This window comes from Burkholderia sp. Bp9031, assembly GCF_003857965.1.
Lineage (GTDB): Bacteria > Pseudomonadota > Gammaproteobacteria > Burkholderiales > Burkholderiaceae > Burkholderia > Burkholderia ambifaria_A.
In genome coordinates this window covers 86956-106565 of the sequence record NZ_QTPW01000006.1, presented here as the reverse complement: position 1 = coordinate 106565, position 19610 = coordinate 86956, and the positions used below count along the sequence as shown (strand labels likewise).

General features: G+C 67.0%; 22 protein-coding genes. 9 read left to right on the top strand and 13 right to left on the bottom strand.

Going from position 1 to position 19610, the window contains the following annotated elements:
• Nucleotides 1–5: 5 nt before the first annotated feature.
• Nucleotides 6–416, bottom strand: coding sequence for an ACT domain-containing protein (locus tag DIE15_RS10280; protein ID WP_057925380.1), 411 nt, complete (start codon nt 414–416; stop codon nt 6–8).
• A 55-nt stretch (nt 417–471) separates the two neighbouring features.
• On the opposite strand from DIE15_RS10280, the gene DIE15_RS10275 reads away from it, so the two are divergent.
• Complete coding sequence (locus DIE15_RS10275; RefSeq protein WP_124833137.1) at nt 472–684, top strand: hypothetical protein; 213 nt, start codon at nt 472–474, stop codon at nt 682–684.
• Nucleotides 685–759: 75 nt separating this feature from the next.
• Here DIE15_RS10275 and DIE15_RS10270 read toward each other — a convergent pair whose 3' ends face one another.
• From DIE15_RS10270 to DIE15_RS10220, 11 genes are all read right to left on the bottom strand, one after another.
• Nucleotides 760–1272 carry an ureidoglycolate lyase gene (locus DIE15_RS10270; protein ID WP_057925381.1) on the bottom strand — a complete coding sequence of 171 codons (513 nt, stop codon included), beginning with the start codon at nt 1270–1272 and terminating at the stop codon, nt 760–762.
• Entirely contained in the window at nt 1269–2282 is a 1014-nt protein-coding gene (gene alc / locus DIE15_RS10265) for an allantoicase (RefSeq protein WP_057925382.1), read from the bottom strand. Before alc ends, DIE15_RS10270 begins: the two co-directional genes overlap by 4 nt.
• A 62-nt stretch (nt 2283–2344) precedes the next feature.
• Entirely contained in the window at nt 2345–2866 is a 522-nt protein-coding gene (gene uraD / locus DIE15_RS10260) for a 2-oxo-4-hydroxy-4-carboxy-5-ureidoimidazoline decarboxylase (RefSeq protein WP_124833136.1), read from the bottom strand.
• On the bottom strand, nt 2863–3816 hold the full coding sequence (gene puuE, locus DIE15_RS10255) for an allantoinase PuuE (RefSeq protein WP_124833135.1): 954 nt from the start codon (nt 3814–3816) through the stop codon (nt 2863–2865). Before puuE ends, uraD begins: the two co-directional genes overlap by 4 nt.
• A gap of 150 nt (nt 3817–3966) precedes the next feature.
• Nucleotides 3967–4803, bottom strand: a complete 837-nt coding sequence (locus tag DIE15_RS10250) for an aspartate/glutamate racemase family protein (protein ID WP_124833134.1) — start codon at nt 4801–4803, stop codon at nt 3967–3969.
• A 10-nt stretch (nt 4804–4813) separates the two neighbouring features.
• A complete protein-coding gene (locus tag DIE15_RS10245) occupies nt 4814–6298 on the bottom strand; it encodes an NCS1 family nucleobase:cation symporter-1 (protein ID WP_057925386.1) in 1485 nt (494 codons plus the stop codon).
• 149 nt (nt 6299–6447) lie between these two features.
• Nucleotides 6448–7152, bottom strand: a complete 705-nt coding sequence (locus DIE15_RS10240; protein WP_057925387.1) for a GntR family transcriptional regulator — start codon at nt 7150–7152, stop codon at nt 6448–6450.
• Between the two features lie 307 nt (nt 7153–7459).
• Nucleotides 7460–8398 carry a muramoyltetrapeptide carboxypeptidase gene (ldcA, locus tag DIE15_RS10235; protein ID WP_057925388.1) on the bottom strand — a complete coding sequence of 313 codons (939 nt, stop codon included), beginning with the start codon at nt 8396–8398 and terminating at the stop codon, nt 7460–7462.
• Nucleotides 8399–8506: 108 nt separating this feature from the next.
• On the bottom strand, nt 8507–9088 hold the full coding sequence (gene tadA, locus DIE15_RS10230; RefSeq protein WP_124833133.1) for a tRNA adenosine(34) deaminase TadA: 582 nt from the start codon (nt 9086–9088) through the stop codon (nt 8507–8509).
• A complete protein-coding gene (locus tag DIE15_RS10225) occupies nt 9085–9486 on the bottom strand; it encodes a DnaJ family domain-containing protein (RefSeq protein ID WP_014896765.1) in 402 nt (133 codons plus the stop codon). Before DIE15_RS10225 ends, tadA begins: the two co-directional genes overlap by 4 nt.
• 272 nt (nt 9487–9758) lie before the next feature.
• Entirely contained in the window at nt 9759–10970 is a 1212-nt protein-coding gene (locus DIE15_RS10220; protein WP_124833132.1) for an MFS transporter, read from the bottom strand.
• Between the two features lie 345 nt (nt 10971–11315).
• Here DIE15_RS10220 and DIE15_RS10215 point away from each other — a divergent pair, with 345 nt between their 5' ends.
• Genes DIE15_RS10215 through DIE15_RS10180 form a run of 8 tightly spaced genes read left to right on the top strand, consistent with a single transcriptional unit; the run spans nt 11316 to nt 18621 of the window.
• Nucleotides 11316–12083, top strand: a complete 768-nt coding sequence (locus DIE15_RS10215; protein ID WP_057925392.1) for a GntR family transcriptional regulator — start codon at nt 11316–11318, stop codon at nt 12081–12083.
• On the top strand, nt 12083–13822 hold the full coding sequence (locus DIE15_RS10210; protein WP_124833131.1) for a fumarate reductase/succinate dehydrogenase flavoprotein subunit: 1740 nt from the start codon (nt 12083–12085) through the stop codon (nt 13820–13822). The genes DIE15_RS10215 and DIE15_RS10210 overlap by 1 nt, the downstream gene beginning before the upstream one ends.
• 17 nt (nt 13823–13839) lie before the next feature.
• The gene (locus DIE15_RS10205) at nt 13840–14085 is read left to right on the top strand and encodes a ferredoxin family protein (protein ID WP_006755644.1); all 246 of its coding nucleotides are present in this window, start codon (nt 13840–13842) and stop codon (nt 14083–14085) included.
• Nucleotides 14086–14123: 38 nt separating this feature from the next.
• On the top strand, nt 14124–15548 hold the full coding sequence (locus DIE15_RS10200; RefSeq protein WP_124833130.1) for an ABC transporter substrate-binding protein: 1425 nt from the start codon (nt 14124–14126) through the stop codon (nt 15546–15548).
• Between the two features lie 38 nt (nt 15549–15586).
• Nucleotides 15587–16462, top strand: coding sequence for an ABC transporter permease (locus DIE15_RS10195; RefSeq protein WP_057925394.1), 876 nt, complete (start codon nt 15587–15589; stop codon nt 16460–16462).
• Nucleotides 16459–17250 (top strand): ABC transporter ATP-binding protein, encoded by a 792-nt coding sequence (locus DIE15_RS10190; protein ID WP_057925395.1) that lies wholly within the window; start codon nt 16459–16461, stop codon nt 17248–17250. The genes DIE15_RS10195 and DIE15_RS10190 overlap by 4 nt, the downstream gene beginning before the upstream one ends.
• Before the next feature lie 34 nt (nt 17251–17284).
• Entirely contained in the window at nt 17285–18280 is a 996-nt protein-coding gene (locus DIE15_RS10185) for a HEAT repeat domain-containing protein (protein ID WP_057925440.1), read from the top strand.
• Nucleotides 18277–18621 (top strand): gamma-butyrobetaine hydroxylase-like domain-containing protein, encoded by a 345-nt coding sequence (locus tag DIE15_RS10180; protein WP_124833129.1) that lies wholly within the window; start codon nt 18277–18279, stop codon nt 18619–18621. Before DIE15_RS10185 ends, DIE15_RS10180 begins: the two co-directional genes overlap by 4 nt.
• Before the next feature lie 120 nt (nt 18622–18741).
• Here the strand turns inward: DIE15_RS10180 and DIE15_RS10175 are convergent, their stop codons facing one another.
• On the bottom strand, nt 18742–19350 hold the full coding sequence (locus tag DIE15_RS10175; protein WP_260428225.1) for a 2'-5' RNA ligase family protein: 609 nt from the start codon (nt 19348–19350) through the stop codon (nt 18742–18744).
• Nucleotides 19351–19610 lie beyond the last annotated feature (260 nt).

Below are 19610 nucleotides of genomic sequence, written 5' to 3'. Positions count from 1 at the left end.
GCCCGCTAGCCGCGCATGGCGTCGCGCTGCAGCGCGACGAGCGCATCGAGCGCGCGCGGGCCGTCGTCGAACGGCACGAAGATGTGATCGTGATATGCGGCGGCCATCACGTTGCAGCTGATGCCGGCTGCGCCCAACGCCCGCGCGAACGCGGCCGTCAGGCCGACCGCCGCGAGATCCGAATGCACGGTCAGCGTGATCCACGCGGCGCGGAACAGCACGGGCCAGCCGCGGCGTGCGACCGTTTCCTCGCTGGCTACGACCGTCAGTCCTTCCGCTTCGCGGAACGTCGCAATCACTTCGGATAACGACACGTCTGCATCGGCCGGCAAAGACACGAAGGCGAATGCACCCGGATGCAGTTCGGGCTGCATCGTGCGCAGCAGGACCGCGAGGTCGTTTTCAGGTTGGCTCATCTGAGGAACACGTCCGGAACCGGACGTCAGGCGGTTGAGTTGCGGCCACGATAGCATGCGGCCGCACCTGGTGTGCCTCGGCGCGCCTCAACGCAATCGCAGCCTGCTGCCGGCCGACCTGCCTTCGCCGACAGGCGCCGTCGTGATGAGCTCATGGATGCCCGACATCGCCATGCGCCGGTTCGTTGCGGCGACGCTGCCCGATGCGTCGTCGTTCGTCGCGCTGCTGCAGCGTGCGCATGAACAGCAACCGCCGGCCGCGCCGTGATGCGCGCGCGGCGAGCATAAAAAAACCCGCGCAAACTGCACGGGTTTCTTCGAACGGCAACGGCTGCGATCCGGCTCAGGCCGTCACTGCATCCAGCGCGTCCTCGGTAAGCCACAGCGATTCCTGCAAGTCCTGCTCGTTCAGGTTCAGCCCGTCACCGCCGCGATCGACGACGATGAAGTCGCTGACGCCGCCCAGCGCGATCAGCGGGTGATGCCACACACCCTTCGCATAGTTGACGCCCTGCCACCCGCTCGTCACGAACGCGCGGATCTTCGCCGGATCGAGATCGCCCGCGGGCGCCACGACGACGAGATACGGCTGGTCGTTCAGCGGTACGAATGCCTGGCTGCCGAGCGGATGACGCTCGAGCATCTTCACCTCGAACGGCAGCGTACGCGGCTGGCCGCGGAACAAATTGACGAGCGTACGGCCGTCTTCGTCGGTCACGTCGACTTTCGCGAGATCGTGAAAGCGGATCGTCGTGCCGAGGTTGATCGGAATCTGCTTCGCGCCTTCCGTCTCGATCACGTCGCCGAACGGCGCGAACGCTTCCTTGGTCAGCGGTTCGATTGCAAGCGTCTTCATTTGTCGAGCGTCCCCCACAGACGCAGGCGCGATACGCCGCCGTCCGGAATGATGTTCAGGCGCACGTGGGTCACCGGGCCCAGCGAGGCGATTTCGTGTTCGAAGTAATGCTGCTTGTCCATCTGCAGCTTCTGTTCGCCGAGCAGCACCGGCCAGAACATCGACTGCGTGATCAGCGAACTGTCGGTGCCGCCCGACACGTACGCGGCCTGGATCGAGCAGCGGTCCGGGTAGTTGCCCTTGAAGAACGCGGTGTCGACTTCGATCTTGCGGATCACGCCCGGCTGCGCGAGCGCGATGATCGCCCAGTCGTTGCCTGGCTCGCGGCGGCGACGGGTTTCCCAGCCGTCGCCCATGTTCACGCCGCGGCCCGGCAGCAGCAGGTTCGACGCGACGCCGAAGTGCTGGTTGTTCGCGGCCACCACGTAGCCGCCGTTTTCCATCGCCGCGAGATCGAACTGCTCGGTCGCGCTCGCGCCGGCCCAGTCGAGCTGCGGCTGACCGTACACGCGCAGGCGCGCGATGCCGCCGTCCGGATAGATGTTCACGCGCAGATGCGTGAACGCACGGGCGTCGCTCGCTTCGACGTAGTGATGGCTGTTGCCCTGCAGCGTCGTCGACGGCACGATCTCGACCCACTCGGTCGCCTGCGTCGGCGCGCCGTCGGCCACGAACGCGGCCTCGATCGACGCGGCCGGCGGGAAGTTGCCGGTGAAGTGGCTCGTGTCGATGTCGAACCCCTTGATCACGCCCGGGCGCGCCAGCTTGACGATGCACCAGTCATAGCCCGTCGTGCGCTTGCGGCGCGTCTCCCAGCCGTCCATCCACTTGCCGTGGTCGTCGTACTTGCCGGGGATGAATACCGCCGGCTCGGGGTTCAGCATCCGGTCCTTCGGCGCGAAGAAGTCGTCGCTGGCCTCGAGCGCCTGCGCACCGAGACGCGGGTCGGCGAGATTCACGTAACGCCGCGTGAAATCGGGTGCGTTCGGATCGAGAAGCGGAACAGCCATGATGTTTCCTTGTTTCAGTGAGGCGATCAGGCCGCTGCGACGCAGCAGGCCGTGTTGCGGTGTCAGGCGTCGATCAGGTCGTCGAGGCGGAAGCGCGCGATCCGGTAGATCTGGTCGAGGCTCGTGCGCAGTTCCTCGGTGCGCGAATGATTCACGCGCGACTCGAAGTTCGCGATGATGCCGTGCCGGTCATAGCCGCGCACCGCGAGGATGAACGGGAAGCCGAACTTCTCGCGATACGTGCGGTTCAGCGTCAGCAGCTTGTCGAACTCTTCCTGCGTGCACTGGTCGAGACCCGCGCCGCTCTGCTCGCGCGTCGACTCGGCCGTCAGCTCGCCGCGCACGGCGGCCTTGCCGGCCAGCTCCGGGTGAGCGTTGATCAATGCGAGCTGGCGCGCTTCGCCGCCCGTCTCCACCGCATTCGACATCGTCTCGTGCAGCGCGTCGATGCTCGCGAACGGCCGCTCGCCCGCGGCAACCTCGGCCACCCACGGCGAATGTTCGAAGATCCCTGACAGCGCCGCGACGAATGCGCTCGGCGCCATCGTGTTCAGTTGATTCAACGTGTAACGCATCGCCTTCATGCTTTCCCTTCGTTTCGATGATTGGGCTGATACGGATGATGTTCACGCCAATGACGCGCGATATCGACACGGCGCGTCACCCATACGCGATCGTGCTTCTCGATGTGATCGAGAAAACGCTGCAGCCCGCGGAAACGTCCCGGACGGCCGAGCAGGCGGCAGTGCATGCCGATCGACAGCATCTTCGGCGCCTCGTCGCCCTCTGCGTACAGCACGTCGAACGCGTCGCGCAGGTAGTCGAAGAAGTGATCGCCGGTGTTGAAGCCCTGCGGCGTCGCGAAGCGCATGTCGTTCGTATCGAGCGTATACGGAACGATCAGTTGCGGCGACGTGCTGCCGCCCGACACCTCGACGTTCATCCAGAACGGCAGGTCGTCGCCATAGTTGTCCGAGTCGTACAGGAAACCGCCGTATTCCGCGACGAGACGGTGCGTGTTCGGGCTGTCGCGGCCGGTGTACCAGCCGAGCGGACGCTCGCCCGTCACGCGCTCGATCGCTTCCATCCCGAGGCGCATGTGCTCGGCCTCGAGCTCGGGCGTCATGCTCTGGTAGTGGATCCAGCGCCAGCCATGGCATGCGATCTCATGGCCGAGCTCGACGAAGGCGCGCGCGAGTTCCGGATGGCGCTCGACCGCCATGCCGACGCCGAAGACGGTCAACGGCAGCCCGCGCTTCTCGAATTCGCGCAGGATGCGCCACACGCCGGCACGCGAACCGTATTCGTAGATCGACTCCATGCTCATGTGGCGGTCCGGATACGCGGCCGCGCCGACGATTTCGGACAGGAACTGCTCGGAGCCCGGATCGCCGTGCAGCACACAGTTCTCGCCGCCCTCCTCGTAGTTCAGGACGAATTGCACGGCGACGCGGGCGCGCCCGGGCCAGTTCGCCTGCACGGGATGGCGGCCGTAGCCGATCAGGTCGCGAGGATAGTTGGGATCGAGTGACATGGGTTCGAAGTGCGGCGAAAGTTCGCTGAAATAATGGGTTCGCATCGACTCGCGCGGGTGCCGGAGGCCGGCCGCACGAGCCGACGCGATGACGGCCCAGTGTAGCGAAAAGGTTCATACGCGCCCATACAGCCGCGCAGATAGTGCATGTCAGACGGAGTGTATGTGCGGTTGCGGCAAATTCGGGACCGGTTCCGATGCGGCGACCCCGCTGCGCGCGGTGGCGGCGGACAACACGGCCGCCGACGCATCCTCCGACGGGCTGAAACGCGCGAATTCGCCGTCGTAGCGCTTCGGCAGCGGCCGCGCATAGTCGCCGCGCTTCGCGGTCGCGAGACGCAGCGCGACGAGCGCCTCGGCCCACTTGACGGCCGCCGTCACGCCCTCGACCACCGGCGCGCCGATCTGCTGCTCGATCTCGTGCGCGAATTCGGCCATCCCCGCGCAGCCGAGCACGATCGCGTCGGCCCCGTCCTCGTCGAGTGCGCGCCGGCATTCGTCGACGATGATCCGCCGCGCGGCCGAGCCGGGCCGGTCGAGCTCGAGCACCGCGACGTCGGTTGCGCGCACGTTGCGGCAGAACCGCTTCATCCCGTAGCGCTCGGCGAGATGCCACGCCATCCCGCAGGTGCGCGCGAGCGTCGTGACGACCGAAAAGCCCGGCGCGAGCACGCTCGCCGCGTGCATCGCCGCCTCGGCGATCCCGATTACCGGCCCGCTCGCGATCTCGCGCGCCGCATACAGGCCCGGGTCGCCGAAACACGCGATCACGTACGCATCGCAGCCGTCGCGCTCGCCCTGCGCGATCTCGGCCAGTAAACCGGGCGTCGCGAGTGCCTCGTCGTAATAGCCTTCGATCGACGGCGGCCCCATCGGCGGGCTCACCGCGATGACCTCGGTGCCCGCTACCGCGACTTCGCGCGCGCAGCGCCCCATCGCATCGGTCATCCGCTGCGTCGTATTCGGATTGATCAGCTTGATCTTCATCGCGCGCTCCTCAGGTCTTCGTGCTCACGAGCAGCCGGTAGAACACGAAGCCGAGCCCCGCGCCGATGAACCACGAGAAGTTCGCGGCGGCCTGCCAGCCCGGCACCATCACGCAGATGACGGCGATCACCGCGGCCGGCAGCAGCGCGGCGAGCGCGCGGCGGTTCACGCCGCCCGTGTACCAGTAGGTGCCGCTCTCCGACATCGTGTACAGGTCGTCGCGTACGAGCCGGCCGCGCTTGACGAGATAGAAGTCGGCGATCAGCACGCCGTACAGCGGGCCGATGAACGCGCCGAGCACGTCGAGCGTGTAGTGGATCACGGCCGGGTTGTTGAACAGGTTCCACGGCGTGATGAAGATCGACGCGACGGCCGCGAGCATCCCGCCCGCGCGCCAGCTGATCAGCCGCGGCGCGACGTTCGAGAAGTCGAACGCGGGCGACACGAAGTTCGCGACGATGTTGATGCCGATCGTCGCGATCGTGAACGTCAGCGCGCCGAGGATCACGGCGGTCGGATGGTCGATGCGGCCGACCGTCTCGACGGGGTCGGTGATGAGTTCGCCGAACACCGGCAGCGTCGCGGCCGTGGTGATCACCGTGACGAGCGAGAACGCGAGGAAGTTGACCGGCAGCCCCCAGAAGTTGCCGCGCTTCACTTCGCCGAACGAGCGGCAATAGCGCGAGAAGTCGCCGAAATTCAGCATCGGCCCGGAGAAGTACGACACGACGAGCGACACCGCCGTGATCATCACCGGAATCACTTCCGCGCCGTGATACTTGACGCCGCCGAGGTTGAGGCCGATGTTGCGCCAGCCCGCGCGCCACACCATGTAGCCGGCCAGGATGAACATCACGACGTAGACGGCCGGGCCCGCGAAGTCGATGAACTTCTTGATCGTCTCCATCCCGTTCCAGAATACGAACGCCTGCAGCACCCACAGGAGCATGAAGCCGGCCCAGCCGATCGCCGACAGCCCGAGGAAGCCGTAGCGATGGACGTCCGCGTACGGCATCCATTGCGGGAAAAACTTCAGCACGACGATCACGAGCGCGCTGGACGCGAGATAGGTCTGGATGCCGTACCACGCGATCGCGATCAACCCGCGGATCACGGCCGGCACGTTCGCACCCAGCACGCCGAATGTCGCGCGGCACGCGACCGGATACGGCACGCCGACCTGCTGGCTCGGCCGCGCGATCAGGTTGCACAACCGGTTCACGAGCGTGATGCCGACGATCAGCGCGATCAGCACCTGCCAGCTCGTCAGCCCGAGCGCGAACAGGCTGCCCGCGAACACGTAGCCGCCGACGCTGTGCACGTCCGACATCCAGAACGCGAAGATGTTGTACGACCCCCATGTCTGATTCTTAAGGGGTGCCAAATCTTCGTTGTACAAACGTGGACTGTAGCCATCCGGCAATGCGGAACCGCCGCCCGCGCCGCCTTCTTCCGCCGGATAGGCGCTGTCGTGCGCCACACTGAACTGAGCCATGACTTCTCCTTGACGCGGCCGAACGGCCGCTCCACCGCCATCGATATCGCTCCGGATCGTTGCCCGGAGTCGGACTGGCGGCCGGCGGCGTGAACCGCCGGCCTGCATTGCTCTCGTCGTGTGGCGCGCGGGCCGGTTCGCGTCGCCGCTCAGGCGCCGCCGAACACTTCGCGCAAATCGACCTGCCCTTGCGCGGGCCGGTCCAGCATCTTCAGTTCAACATGCTGCAGGTGGTGCGCCATCAGCGCCGCCGCCCGCTTCGGATCCCCCGCCTCCAGCGCGGCCAGGATCTCATCGTGGTCGTCGAACGAGCACGGGCTGCGCCCGTGCGATTCGTACAGTGCCGACATCAGCGTCGAGCGTGCGACGAGCCCGTCGAGGCATTCGCAGAGCGTCGCATTGCCCATCAGCGCGGCAAGCGCCGTATGGAATTCTCCCGACAGGCGGATCCACGCTGCGAAGTCGTGCCGCTCGAACGCCTTGCGCTCCTTGTCGATCAGCGCGGCGACGCCTTTCAGCCGCTTCGCGCCCGGCCCCGTCGCGAGCCGCTCGACGACGGCCAGCTCGATGATCCGGCGCATCTCGAACACCTCGTGCACGTCCTGCAGCGTCGGACTCGCGACGAACGCGCCGCGGTTCGGCTCGAGATCGACCAGCTTGTCGGCCGCGAGCTGCGCGAGCGCCTGCCGGATCGTCCCGCGCTTCACGCCGAACACGTCGCAGAGCTGCGCCTCCGTCAGCTTCGCGCCGGGCGCGAGCCGATGCTCGAGGATCGCGGTGCGAATCCGCTCGGCGATCGCTTCAGGACCGGCGGTGCCGGACGGATGGGAATCAGGCTCGTTCATGATCTGCATCGTGTGATGGTCCTTATCCTAGAACGGACATAAAGATTGTCAACAATTCTTTTCCTTAAATGCGCACAATCCGTGTGCATCTCATCGTGCCAGATTCGTGCGTGGCGCACAGAATCCAGGCACATCAAGGCTCTCTGGCTTATCCAAGGCGGCTCACGGTGTATACCCTCTCGGTCATTTTGTTGACAAAAATGGTGCATGCCACAACTTCATCCCGATTGATGTCGACGAAAATTTTCGACCGTTAGTTGCACACTTACTTAAAGAAAAAGGCGGGAACCCCGCCTTTCGAAGGTACCTGCCCGGCTCAGCCGAGATGCGGGTAGTCCGACAGCGTAAGCCGGAAGCCGTGCGCATTCGCGACGAGCTGCGCCTGCGCGCCGAACGGCAGCGTCAGCAGATCCGGCACGTGACCGAACTGCAGCCCCGTGACGACCGGGATGCCGACCACCGAGCGCACCTGGTCGATCATCGCCTGCATGTCGTAGCCGTTGTCGTACTCGAACGGCCGCGCACCGGTGAACTGTCCGAGCACGAGCGCCTGCTGGCGCGCGAGCAGCCCCGACAGATGCAGCTGGTAGATCATCCGCTCGATCCGGAACGGCTGCTCGTTGACGTCCTCGATGAACAGGATGCCGCCTTCGATATCGGGCATGTACGGCGTGCCGACGAGCGATGTGAGGATTGCGAGGTTGCCGCCCCACAGCGTGCCCGTCACGTTCACGGCCTGCACCTGCGGCGCTTCGGCGATGATCGTCGTGGTCGGCTGCGACAGCGTCTGCCAGAAGTGCCGCATCGTGAAGTCGCTCGGCGTTTCCGCGCCGAAGTCGGCCGACAGCATCGGGCCACCGAAGGTCTTGATGCGCGCCTTCGCGTACAGCGCGAGCTGGACCGCGGTGAAGTCGCTGTGACCGACCAGCGCGATCGGCTGGTCGCGCAGGCGGCGCTCGAGCCCGCGATAGTCGAGCCCGTGCAGGATGCGCGCGGCGCCATAGCCGCCGCGCACCGCGAGCGCGATGTCCGGCAGCGCGCGCTCCGGATCCGCGAGGCGATTCAGGTCGCCGGCCCGCTCGCCGTCGGTGCCGCCGAAACGCTGAAAGCGGCGCTGCGTCGCCTCGATGTTCTCGATGCGATGCTGCGCGCCGCTCAGGCGTTCGAGCGCACGATTGATCGCATCGGGATCATGCGGATAACCGGACGGCGCCAGCAGGCGGATGGTGTAGGACGCGGCGGGCTGGAAGGACATGGCGAAGGGTGTCGAGGTCGTCAAACCTGCTTAGAGGGTCCGAACCGTCTCCGGTTCACGAGGCGTGCACCCGCCCCGCTCCGGGCGATGGGCGCGCGGCGGAGGGGGTCACGACGCGTCGGATTCGGCGTCGCGGGCAAACCGTGCCTCGCGCAGCGCGCGGCGGCGCTCCGCGAAGAACGACTTCAGCGCGGCGCCGCACTCGTCGGCAAGCACGCCGCCGGTCACTTCGGTATGGTGGTTGAGCTGCGGATTCGCGAACGCGTCGATCACGCTGCCGCATGCGCCCGTCTTCGGATCGGCGGCGCCGTAGACGACCCGTGCGATGCGTGCGTGCATGATCGCGCCCGCGCACATCAGGCACGGCTCGAGCGTCACGTACAGCTCACAGCCCGGCATCCGGTAATTCTGCAGATGCTGCGCGGCCATGCGCAGCGCGGCCATTTCCGCATGGGCCGACGGGTCGTGCCCGCCGATCGGATGATTGAAGCCGCGTGCGATCACTTCGTCGCCGCGTACGAGCACGGCACCCACCGGCACTTCACCGGCCGCACGCGCCTCTTCGGCGGCGGCTTGCGCGAGACGCATGAAATGCAGGTCGCGCGCCGATACCGGCGTGGTTTCGGGAACGGGAGAATCGGAAGCGGCAGCGGATCCGGCTGCCGCGTCGTGCAGTGCGTCGGCGCTCACATCGGCCCCGCTTCGGCGGACACGTCGTCGAGCCCACGCTCGCACAGACGCTCCGCGATGCGCCGGCAATAGTCGCGCGGCATCACCATCGGGCCGCCGCGCAGTGATTCGAGCGCCATGTCGAGGGCGAGGATCTTCGCCTGCAGCCGGCAGCGCGCGGCACGGTCGCTGACTGCCTGCAGTTCGTCCTGCAGGTTGCGCAGCGCGCGCAGTTGCTCGACGGCCGGCGGCACGAAGCCCGCATTCTTCAGGATACGGTTGGCCACCCGCACCTCCTCGGGTACGAGCAGGTCGTCATCCAGCGCCTGCGGCGCGCCGGTACCCGGCAAATCGTCGAACTCACCCCGCGCGGCGGCGGCGGCAATTCGTTGTTCGACCAGTGCGTCAAGCAATCTCATCAGTCAATCGGAACAATGCGGCAGCCGAATTCTAGCAGGGTGACGCCCGTATGACAGGCTCTTCGAAGGGTTGCTCAATATTGTGTTTTTAGGGGCCGAATCGACGCGCATGCGCGCCGATCGCCACGATTTACCGCTCTGCTGCGCCGCAGCAGGCTCCGCGCGGGTTTGGCACGGTTTGTACCGGCGATGTCCGGCCCCGTTTTTTGTTTTCGCCCGGGCAGCCCGGCATTCCTCGTCCCGCCGAAAATCGCCGCTTCGTGGCCGCCGGGTCATGCGGCGAGCGTCTGCGACCGCGCCTTGGGAAACGGCCGGAACATCATCGCGCCGAGGAACGCGCCGATGCCGATCGCGAACGATCCGAGGTACAGCCAGCCGTAGCTGCCCAGCGCATCGACGATCAGGACGCCTGCAACCGGCCCCGCCGCCATCCCGAGGCTGCCGGCCATCGCGCAGCCGCCGATCACGGTGCCCATCATCCGCAGCGGGAAGTTCTCGCGCGCGAGCACCGCATAGAGCGGCATCACGCCCGCATAGATGAAGCCGAACAGCATCGCGACCGCGTAGAACCCGTCCAGCGTGCGCACGAAGTAGTAGCCGAGCGCGCCCAGCGCCTGCGCGAGCAACCCCGCCGCCAGCATGCGTTTCGCACCGAGGCGGTCGCCCAGCAGCCCGAACGCGATGCGCCCGCCCATACCGGCGAGCCCCTCGACGCTGTAGATCGATACCGCGGCGATCAGCGGGACCCCGCAGGTCACCGCGTAGCTGACCGTATGGAAGATCGGGCCGGAGTGCGTCGCGCAGCAGAAGAAATTGGTCAGCAGCAGCACGATGAACTGCGGCGAGCGCAGCGCGTCGCCGACCGACAGCGGCGCAGGCGCGCCGGCCGCCGCCGGTTCGGCCGGCGGGTGGTCGAGTGCCGGCGGACGCCGGACGAGCAGCGACGCCGGGATCATCACGGCGCCCGCCAGCGCGGCGATCGTCAGCATCGACGCGCGCCAGTCGTGGCGGGACACGAGCCACGCGGCGAGCGGCGACATCGTCATCGGCGCCATCCCCATCCCGGCCGATACGAGCGACACCGCGAGGCTGCGATGCGTGTCGAACCAGCCCGTCACGCATGCCATCATCGGCGCGAACACCGCGGCGGCGGCGCTGCCGACACCCAGCCCGAAAATCAGCTGGAACGCGAGCAGCGACGGCGCGCGGCTCGCGAGCGCGAGACTGGCCGCCAGCAGCACCGCGCCCGTCGCGACCACCGCGCGCGCGCCGATCCGGTCCGACAGGCTGCCCCACGCGATGCTCGCGAACGCCATCGCGATGAAGCCGAGCGTCATCGCGGCGGAAATGCCGGTCATCGACCACCCCGTGTCGCGCGCGACGGCCCGCAGGAACACCGGCAGCGAAAACATCGCGCCGATCGCGATGCAGCTCAGCAGGCCGCCCGCGGCAACGATCGTCCAGCGGTATCGGGAATCCGGCATCTGGCAGCTCCTTTCTCTGTCTTGCAGGCATCGACGGGAATCGGGCAGCGCTCGCGCATGGGCGCAGTGACACAACCCGGTCGACATCGATACGACGAACGGCACATCGGGAAATCGACAAGCGCGGCACGCCAGGTGCAAATTTCCGATTGTCGGCCGATTTGCGCGGATGACAAGGAGCCAGGGGGACCGATCGAAGTGCCGCCGGGGCGCCGGCTCCCTCATTCGGTCCACGGAGCCCCACCCCGCTTTTCCGGAATCGGAAAGTCGAAATCAGAAATAGTTGGTTTGGACGCGCGGGCCCGCTCACTACACTCGAGCCTTCTTGTCATAACAAGTTGACCGATGACCTCACCCAACGTCGTGCCGCTGTCGATGGCCCCGCTCTACGTGCAGATCAAGGACACGCTGCGCGCGCGCATCCTCGATGGCACCTATGCCCCGCACAGCCGGATGCCGTCCGAGCACGAACTCTGCGCGATGTTTGACGTGAGCCGTATCACGGTGCGCCAGGCGCTCGGCGACCTGCAGAAGGAAGGCCTGCTGTTCAAGCTGCACGGCAAGGGCACGTTCGTGTCGAAGCCGAAGGCTTTCCAGAACGTGACGTCGCTGCAGGGCTTTGCCGAAGCGATGTCGTCGATGGGCTACGAGATCGTCAACCAGCTGCGCAGCTTTCGCACCGTCAAGGCCGATCGCCATCTCGCGACGAAACTGAACGTGCCGGAAGGTGCGCCGCTCGTCGAGATCCGCCGCGTGCGGCTCTTGAACCGCGAGCCCGTGTCGCTCGAACAGACGTGGGTGCCCGAAGCGCTCGGCAAGCGGCTCGCCGGCGCCGATCTCGCGACCCGCGACATCTTCCTGATCCTCGAGAACGACTGCGGCGTGCCGCTCGGTCACGCCGACGTGTCGATCGACGCGATCCTCGCCGACGACGAAATCGTCGATGCGCTGCGCGTCGAGGAAAGCAGCCCGGTGCTGCGCATCGAGCGGCTCACGCACGACGCGTCGGGTACGCCGATCGACTACGAATACCTCTACTTCCGCGGCGACGCCTTTCAGTACCGGTTGCGCATCGACCGGCAGAAGACTCGCCAACCTGCAAGGAACCCGTGATGAATACCCATGTACTCGAATACGACATCGTCGTGGTCGGCGGCGGCACGGCCGGCCCGATGGCGGCGATCAAGGCGAAGGAGCGCGACCCGTCGCTGCGCGTGCTGTTGCTGGAGAAGGCGAACGTGAAGCGCAGCGGCGCGATCTCGATGGGGATGGACGGCCTGAACAACGCGGTGATCCCCGGCCATGCGACGCCCGAACAGTACACACGCGAGATCACGATCGCCAACGACGGGATCGTCGACCAAGAGGCCGTGCATGCATACGCGACGCACAGCTTCGCGACGATCGAACAGCTCGACCGCTGGGGCGTGAAGTTCGAGAAGGACGGCACCGGCGACTACGCGGTGAAAAAGGTCCATCACATGGGCTCGTACGTGCTGCCGATGCCGGAAGGACACGATATCAAGAAGGTGCTGTACCGGCAGTTGAAGCGCGCACGTATCGCGATCACGAACCGGATCGTCGCGACGCGCGTGCTGACCGACGTGCAAGGCCGCGCGAGCGGCGTGCTCGGCTTCGACTGCCGCACGGCGGATTTTCACGTGATCCGCGCGAAGGCCGTGATTCTGTGCTGCGGCGCGGCCGGCCGCCTCGGGCTGCCGGCGTCCGGCTACCTGATGGGCACGTACGAGAACCCGACCAATGCGGGCGACGGCTACGCGATGGCCTACCACGCGGGCGCCGCACTCGCGAACCTCGAGTGCTTCCAGATCAATCCGCTGATCAAGGACTACAACGGCCCCGCCTGCGCTTACGTGACGGGTCCGCTCGGCGGCTTCACCGCGAACGGCAAGGGCGAACGCTTCATCGAGTGCGATTACTGGAGCGGTCAGATGATGTGGGAGTTCTACCAGGAACTGCAAAGCGGCAACGGCCCGGTGTTCCTGAAGCTCGGCCACCTCGCGGAAGAAACGATTCAGACCATCGAGCAGATCCTGCACACGAACGAGCGGCCGAGCCGCGGCCGCTTCCATGCGGGGCGCGGCACCGACTACCGGCAGCAGATGGTCGAGATGCACATCTCCGAGATCGGCTTCTGCAGCGGGCACAGCGCGTCCGGCGTGTACGTGAACGCCCGCGCGGAAACGACCGTGCCGGGGCTCTACGCAGCCGGCGACATGGCGGCCGTGCCGCACAACTACATGCTCGGCGCGTTCACGTACGGCTGGTTCGCCGGGCAGAACGCGGCCGACTACGTGGCCGGCCGCGATCACGCGCCGGTGGACGACGCGCAGGTCGCGGCCGAGCGCACCCGCGTGCTCGCGCCGCTTGCGCGCGCACGCGGCCTCGCGCCCGCGCAGGTCGAATACAAGCTGCGGCGCATGGTGAACGATTACCTGCAACCGCCGAAGGTGACCCGCAAGATGGAAATCGGCCTGCAACGTTTTGACGGAATTATTGAGGATATCGAAGAAATAAAGGCGAACCATCCGCACGAACTGATGCGTGCTGCCGAAGTGCGGGCGATCCGAGACTGCGCCGAAATGGCTGCGCGTGCGTCGCTGTTCCGTACCGAGAGCCGCTGGGGACTGTACCACCATCGCGTCGATTTCCCGCATCGCAACGACGCGGAATGGTTCTGCCATACGTGGCTACGCAAAGACGCCGACGGCGCGATGCGCAGCGAAAAGCGTCCGGTCGAACCATACATCGTACCGCTCGCCGACGACGAACGCAGCGCCTACGCGCACCTGCGCATCCGCGAACCGGCCGCACTCGCGGCCGCCCTGTGACTCCGAGGAGCCTTACCGTGCCCCATACCCCGCACGACATCTTCCTGCGCAGCAGCGCACCCGTGACGATCGACGAGGACCGCTGCATCGCCGACAAGGGCTGCACCGTCTGCGTCGACGTCTGCCCGCTCGACCTGCTCGCGATCGACGTGACCAAGGGCAAGGCCTACATGCAGTTCGACGAATGCTGGTACTGCATGCCGTGCGAACGCGACTGCCCGACCGGCGCGGTCAAGGTCGACATCCCGTACCTGCTGCGCTGACCTGGCGCGCCGCTTCCCCACCATCGGACCTAAGACACATGAACCCTACGCTACGGATGTTCCGCCTGCTCACCGCATCGCTCGCGCTGTCGGCCGCCGGCCTCGCGCACGCCGACACGATCCGCGTCGCGATCGGCACGCAGGACACGACGATCAACTGCGCGACCGGCGGCCTGCTGATTCGCGAGCTGCATCTGCTCGACAAATATCTGCCGCACACCGGCAAGTACCAGGACGTGAAGTACGACGTGCAGTGGAAGGACTTCACGTCCGGCGCGCCGCTGACCAACGAGATGGTTGCCGGCAAGCTCGACTTCGGCGCGATGGCCGATTTCCCCGGTGCACTGAACGGTGCGGCGTTCCGCAAGGCCGGCCGCAAGAGCGTGTTCATCACCGTGCTCGACGGCAGCATCGAAGGCAGCGGCAACGGGATCGTCGTGCCGACGGATTCGCCGGTGCGCTCGCTCGCGGACCTCAAGGGCAAGACGATCTCGGTGCCGTTCGCGTCGACCTCGCACGGGATGCTGCTGCGCGCGATCAAGGCGCAGGGCTGGAACCCCGATACCGACGTGAACATCGTCACGCAGGCGCCCGAAGTGGCCGGCAGCGCATTGAAGGCCGGCAAGATCGACGCGCATGCGGACTTCGTGCCGTTTGCCGATCTGTTCCCGTATCGCGGCATCGCGCGCAAGATCTACGACGGTGCGCAAACCCATGCGCCGACTTTCCACGGCGCGCTCGTCGACGCGGACTACGCGCAGCGCTATCCTGAGGTGGTCGTCGCGTACCTGCGCGCCGCGATCGAAGCGAACCGCCTGCTTGCGCAGAATCCCGAGAAATACAGCCTGCTGATCGAAAAGGTCACCGGCATCGAGGCGCCGGTCGACTACCTGTATCACGGGCCGCTCGGCATCCAGACCCGCGACCTCACGTGGAAGCCCGAATACCGTCAGGCCGTCGCGACCGCCATCGACACGCTCAAGCTGCTGAAGAAGACCGACACCGCGCCCGATCCGGCGACCTTCATCGACGACCGCTATATCCGCGCCGCCTTCAAGGCGTCGGGGCTCGACTACGACGCCGCGCTGAAGCATTACGATAAGCAGCCGCTCGTCGCGAACGACGCGACGACGGGCAAGCCGATCCGCGACTTCAACGACGTCGCGCAGGTCTGGCTCGTCGGTGACCACCCCGTGCGCCACTATGCGAGCCCCGCCGCCGCATTCGCTGCGCTCGGCAAGCTCGGCGCGGATGCGAAAGTACGCGCCGTGTTCGTGCACGATCACACGAGCGGACTGAAGCTGTTCGCGGATCAGGCCTGGTACGTGAAGGACGCGCACGGCGTGCTGAGCGCGTTCCTGCTGAAGACGGGCGCCGATGCGTACGCGAAGCAGGTATCGGGTTCAGTGGTCGATTACGCGGCCGCGAAGACCGGGGCCACGCAGGCACTCGCGTCACGCTGAACGTCCCCCTTTTCCCTTCACAGCTACCGGATACTCGCATGGCCGCCACCTTCGAACTTGCCAAACGCCGTCTCTGCGCGTCGCCGCGCGCCGGCGACACCCGCACCGCACACGCCGCCGCGCGCGGCCGGCCGGCGTCGCTGCGCCGCCGCGCATGGCGGATCGCATCGCTCGCCGCCTGCATCGCGCTGTGGCAGGCGGCCGTCCAGTGGCGGCTGTCGCTCGGCATCGTCACGTTCGCGAACGTGCCGGCGCCTGCCGACGTCGGCCCCGCGTTGTGGTCGCTGCTGCATTCGCCGAAATTGCCGATGCACCTGTTCGCGAGCATCACGCGCGTGCTCGCCGGGTTCGTTGCCGCGGCATTCGCCGGCGTCGGCCTCGGGCTCGCAATCGGCCGCTATCGCACGCTCGAGGACACGCTGCTGCCACCGCTCGAAGTGTTGCGGCCGATTCCGGCCGTCGCGTGGATTCCGCTTGCCATCCTGATGTTTCCGTCGTCCGAACTCAGCATGATGTTCATCACGTTCATCGGCGCGCTGTTCCCGATCCTGCTGAACACCGTGCACGGTACGGAGGCCGTCGATCCGCGGCTCGTCGCGACTGCGCGCAGCCTCGGTACGCGCGGTGTCGCGCTCTACGTGGAAGTGATCCTGCCGGGCGCGGCGCCCGCGATCTTCACCGGCCTGTCGATCGGGATGGGCACCGCATGGTTCTGCCTCGTCACCGCCGAGATGATCGCGGGCCAGTACGGCATCGGCTATTTCACGTGGGAGTCCTACACGTTGCAGAACTACCCGGACATCGTCGTCGGGATGGCTGTGATCGGCCTCCTCGGCATGGGCAGCAGCCTGCTCGTCAAGCGGATCGGCACGGCCTTCACGCCGTGGTATGCACCGCGAGGAGGCCAGCAATGAGCGCGGCCGGTATCGCCACGCCGGCCGCGCCGGGCCGTGTCGGCGTCCGCGCGCTGACGATCGAGCTCGGGCCGCCGCATGCGCGTTTCGCGGCGCTCGATGCACTCGACGTCGACATCGCGCCCGGCGAATTCGTCTGCGTGCTCGGGCCGTCCGGATGCGGAAAATCGACGCTGCTCGGCGCGCTGGCCGGCCACGTCGCCGCGACGCACGGCCAGATCGTCGTCGACGGCGAACCGGTCGACCGCCCGCATCCCGATCGAGGGCTCGTGTTCCAGCAGCACACGCTGTTTCCGTGGAAACGCGTGATCGACAACGTCGCGTTCGGCCTCAAGATGAAGGGCGTGCCGGCGCACGAACGCCGTCGCGAGGCAGCCGCGCTGCTCGAACTCGTCGGGCTCGGCGGATACGGCGCGCACTACCCCGCGCAGCTTTCCGGCGGCATGCAGCAGCGCGTCGAGATCGCGCGCGTGCTGATCAACCGGCCGCGCATCCTGCTGATGGACGAACCGTTCGGTGCGCTGGACGCGCAAACGCGCCGCATGATGCAGACGCTGCTGCTCGACATCTGGTCGCGCATCGGCACCACCGTCCTGTTCGTCACGCACGACATCGAGGAAGCGCTGTTTCTCGGCGACCGCATCCTGATGCTGTCGCCGCGGCCGGCGCGCATCGTCGCCGACATTCGCGTGCCGCTCGCGCGGCCGCGCACCGACGACAGCACCACCGAGTCCGCATTCGTCGACATCAAGCGGCGCTGCCTTGCGCTGTTGCGTGATGCCGCGTGACGACGTGCCCTTCTACTGCCCCGACTTTTCGCCCATGACCGCTTCCTCTACTGCTTTTCCGCTGCCCGGCGCGCACGATCCCGATCTCGCCACGCTCGTCGCACGCGTTGCCGCACCCGACGCATCGGTGCGGCGCATCGCACTGCTAGAACTCGCCGATCTCGAGGATCCCGACCTCGTGCCGACCTTCGTTGCCGCACTGCGCGACGATCCGTCCGCCGACGTCCGCGGCGAAGCCGCGCGCGTGCTGGCCGCGTGGGAACAGCACGACGTCGTCGACGCGCTGTGCCATGCGCTGCTCGATGCCGACGACGACGTGCGTGCGACCGCCGCGCAAAGCCTGTCCGAGCTGAAGGATGTCGCGTCCGGCGCCGTGCTGTGCCGCTGGGCCGAACGCGCCGAGCCGTTCGTGCTCGGTGCCGTACTGCGCGGCTTGCGCGAACTGCGCGACCCCGACGCGTTTGTACCGGCGCTGCGCGCGCTCGACGCGCCGGCGCCGGCCGTGCGCGCCGAGGCCGTCGCCGTGCTCGGCTGGCTCAAGGACCCTCGCGCGCTGGCGCCGCTCGCTCGCGCCGCCACGGCCGACGCGCATGCGGACGTGCGGCGCATCGCGGTCGGTGCGGTCGGCTTTGCCACATCGAGCGACCCGGCTGTCGCGACCGCATTGCTTGCGGCACTGCGCGACGCCGAATGGCAGGTCCGCGAGGAAGCGGCCGCGACGCTCGGCAAACTGCGCGTCGCGATCGCACGCGATCCGCTCGTCGCTGCGCTCGGCGACAACTACTGGCAGGTGCGCTTGCGCGCGGTGCGCGCACTCGGCCAGTTGCGCGATGCCGCGGCGGCACCGGCCGTCGTCCCGTTGCTCGCGCATACGATCAGCAACCTGCGCAAGGAGGCCGCGCTTTCGCTCGGCGAACTGCGCGACCCTGCGACGCTATCCGCACTGCATGACGCGCTGGACGATCGCGATCCCGAGGTGCGCAAGGCCGTGCGGATCGCGATCACGCAGATCGAGGGAGACGCGCGATGATGGCGCCGACCGAGATCCTGCTCGACCATGCGGCGCATGCGTTGATGCTGCGCTGGCCGGACGGCGACATACAGCGCATCGGCTATGCACGTTTGCGCAGCGATTGCCCGTGCGCGGCGTGCCGGAAAATCCGGCTCGATGGCGGCCGGATCAATGCGCAGGCGGACCTGACGCTGGATGGCGTCGAAGCGGCCGGTTACGGCATTCGTTTGCTGTTCGGCGATGGACATGCGCGCGGGATTTATCCGTGGCCGTACCTGGCCGGACTCGGTGGGAACGACTCGGATGCGGCGGGGATCGGGTCGCGCGATCCACTTACCCCCGTCCATTCTGCGAGCTGAAGGAGGCCGGCGACAAATCGATCCGTATTGCGTCGCGCGTTATGGCGTCGCACCGCGCCACGACGTGGGGCACGCCGCGCGCGTCGCAGCGCTCCCCGCAACGGGGACGGAAGCGAGATATCAGTCCGAGGATCGGCGCGATGAGTCCGCAACCGTCAGCGGCCACCGTCCGATGACATCGTAATGCGTCCTGCCGAGCCAGCTGTGGATCAGCACGAACTCGGACACCGTCCAGGAAATCGGCTCGATCCGGTACTGACCGAGCCTTCGTTCTCCGTACAGCAACGTCACGTGGGGCGTGAAACGCGCACTCGACACGCGCAGCCCCGCTTCGCCGAGCGCACCGCGCAGCCGTTGCCGAAACGCAACCAATGCGTCGAGCCCCGCGCCGCCCGTCAGCACCAGCGGGCAATGCCCGGGACGTCCGTTGAAACTGACAAACTGGTCGAAGGTGACGCGAAACGACCGCACATCGATGCGGCGGGCCGCGGCACACGCGCGTGTGAGCGTGGCGCCCGGCACGCAGGCAAAATCACCGAGCGGATACAGCGTGACGTGCAGCCGCTCGGCGTCCAGCAGCCCGCTCCCGCCGCGGTTCCCGCCATGCAGCCGCCTCGCGATGCCGGCAAGGTGCGTGGCCGTATCCGGGTCCGGCATCGCCGCGAAGAAAAAGCGATGCTCGGCTACCGGGGGACGCACGTCGAATCCGGGGAGGGTCAGCTGGATCACGGCAGCATGGTCGATACGCCGATGGACGAGCGTCCATTATGATTAATCCAACAAATTCGCGCACGGCGCAAAAAAACGCCCGACGGGTTTCCCCTGCCGGGCGTTCGCATCATCCGATGCCGTGATCGGCTACCGGTGCGCGGCTCGGTGCCGGATCACTCCCATTCGATCGTCAATCCGCTCGCTACACCCTTGCGGGGACGGGGTTGCCGCCTGTTCGTGTATCGGAGATACCGTCACCGATACCGAAAAAAGTCGGC

What these genes read in the sequence shown, in the direction of transcription:
- DIE15_RS10280 (WP_057925380.1), bottom strand. Translation starts at nt 416, where the DNA reads ATGAGCCAACCTGAAAACGACCTCGCGGTCCTGCTGCGCACGATGCAG.
- puuE (WP_124833135.1), bottom strand. Translation starts at nt 3,816, where the DNA reads ATGTCACTCGATCCCAACTATCCTCGCGACCTGATCGGCTACGGCCGC.
- DIE15_RS10250 (WP_124833134.1), bottom strand. Translation starts at nt 4,803, where the DNA reads ATGAAGATCAAGCTGATCAATCCGAATACGACGCAGCGGATGACCGAT.
- DIE15_RS10270 (WP_057925381.1), bottom strand. Translation starts at nt 1,272, where the DNA reads ATGAAGACGCTTGCAATCGAACCGCTGACCAAGGAAGCGTTCGCGCCG.
- DIE15_RS10200 (WP_124833130.1), top strand. Translation starts at nt 14,124, where the DNA reads ATGAACCCTACGCTACGGATGTTCCGCCTGCTCACCGCATCGCTCGCG.
- ldcA (WP_057925388.1), bottom strand. Translation starts at nt 8,398, where the DNA reads ATGTCCTTCCAGCCCGCCGCGTCCTACACCATCCGCCTGCTGGCGCCG.
- DIE15_RS10185 (WP_057925440.1), top strand. Translation starts at nt 17,285, where the DNA reads ATGACCGCTTCCTCTACTGCTTTTCCGCTGCCCGGCGCGCACGATCCC.
- DIE15_RS10195 (WP_057925394.1), top strand. Translation starts at nt 15,587, where the DNA reads ATGGCCGCCACCTTCGAACTTGCCAAACGCCGTCTCTGCGCGTCGCCG.
- DIE15_RS10220 (WP_124833132.1), bottom strand. Translation starts at nt 10,970, where the DNA reads ATGCCGGATTCCCGATACCGCTGGACGATCGTTGCCGCGGGCGGCCTG.
- DIE15_RS10190 (WP_057925395.1), top strand. Translation starts at nt 16,459, where the DNA reads ATGAGCGCGGCCGGTATCGCCACGCCGGCCGCGCCGGGCCGTGTCGGC.
- alc (WP_057925382.1), bottom strand. Translation starts at nt 2,282, where the DNA reads ATGGCTGTTCCGCTTCTCGATCCGAACGCACCCGATTTCACGCGGCGT.
- DIE15_RS10215 (WP_057925392.1), top strand. Translation starts at nt 11,316, where the DNA reads ATGACCTCACCCAACGTCGTGCCGCTGTCGATGGCCCCGCTCTACGTG.
- DIE15_RS10225 (WP_014896765.1), bottom strand. Translation starts at nt 9,486, where the DNA reads ATGAGATTGCTTGACGCACTGGTCGAACAACGAATTGCCGCCGCCGCC.
- DIE15_RS10275 (WP_124833137.1), top strand. Translation starts at nt 472, where the DNA reads ATGCGGCCGCACCTGGTGTGCCTCGGCGCGCCTCAACGCAATCGCAGC.
- DIE15_RS10240 (WP_057925387.1), bottom strand. Translation starts at nt 7,152, where the DNA reads ATGCAGATCATGAACGAGCCTGATTCCCATCCGTCCGGCACCGCCGGT.
- DIE15_RS10210 (WP_124833131.1), top strand. Translation starts at nt 12,083, where the DNA reads ATGAATACCCATGTACTCGAATACGACATCGTCGTGGTCGGCGGCGGC.
- DIE15_RS10180 (WP_124833129.1), top strand. Translation starts at nt 18,277, where the DNA reads ATGATGGCGCCGACCGAGATCCTGCTCGACCATGCGGCGCATGCGTTG.
- uraD (WP_124833136.1), bottom strand. Translation starts at nt 2,866, where the DNA reads ATGAAGGCGATGCGTTACACGTTGAATCAACTGAACACGATGGCGCCG.
- DIE15_RS10245 (WP_057925386.1), bottom strand. Translation starts at nt 6,298, where the DNA reads ATGGCTCAGTTCAGTGTGGCGCACGACAGCGCCTATCCGGCGGAAGAA.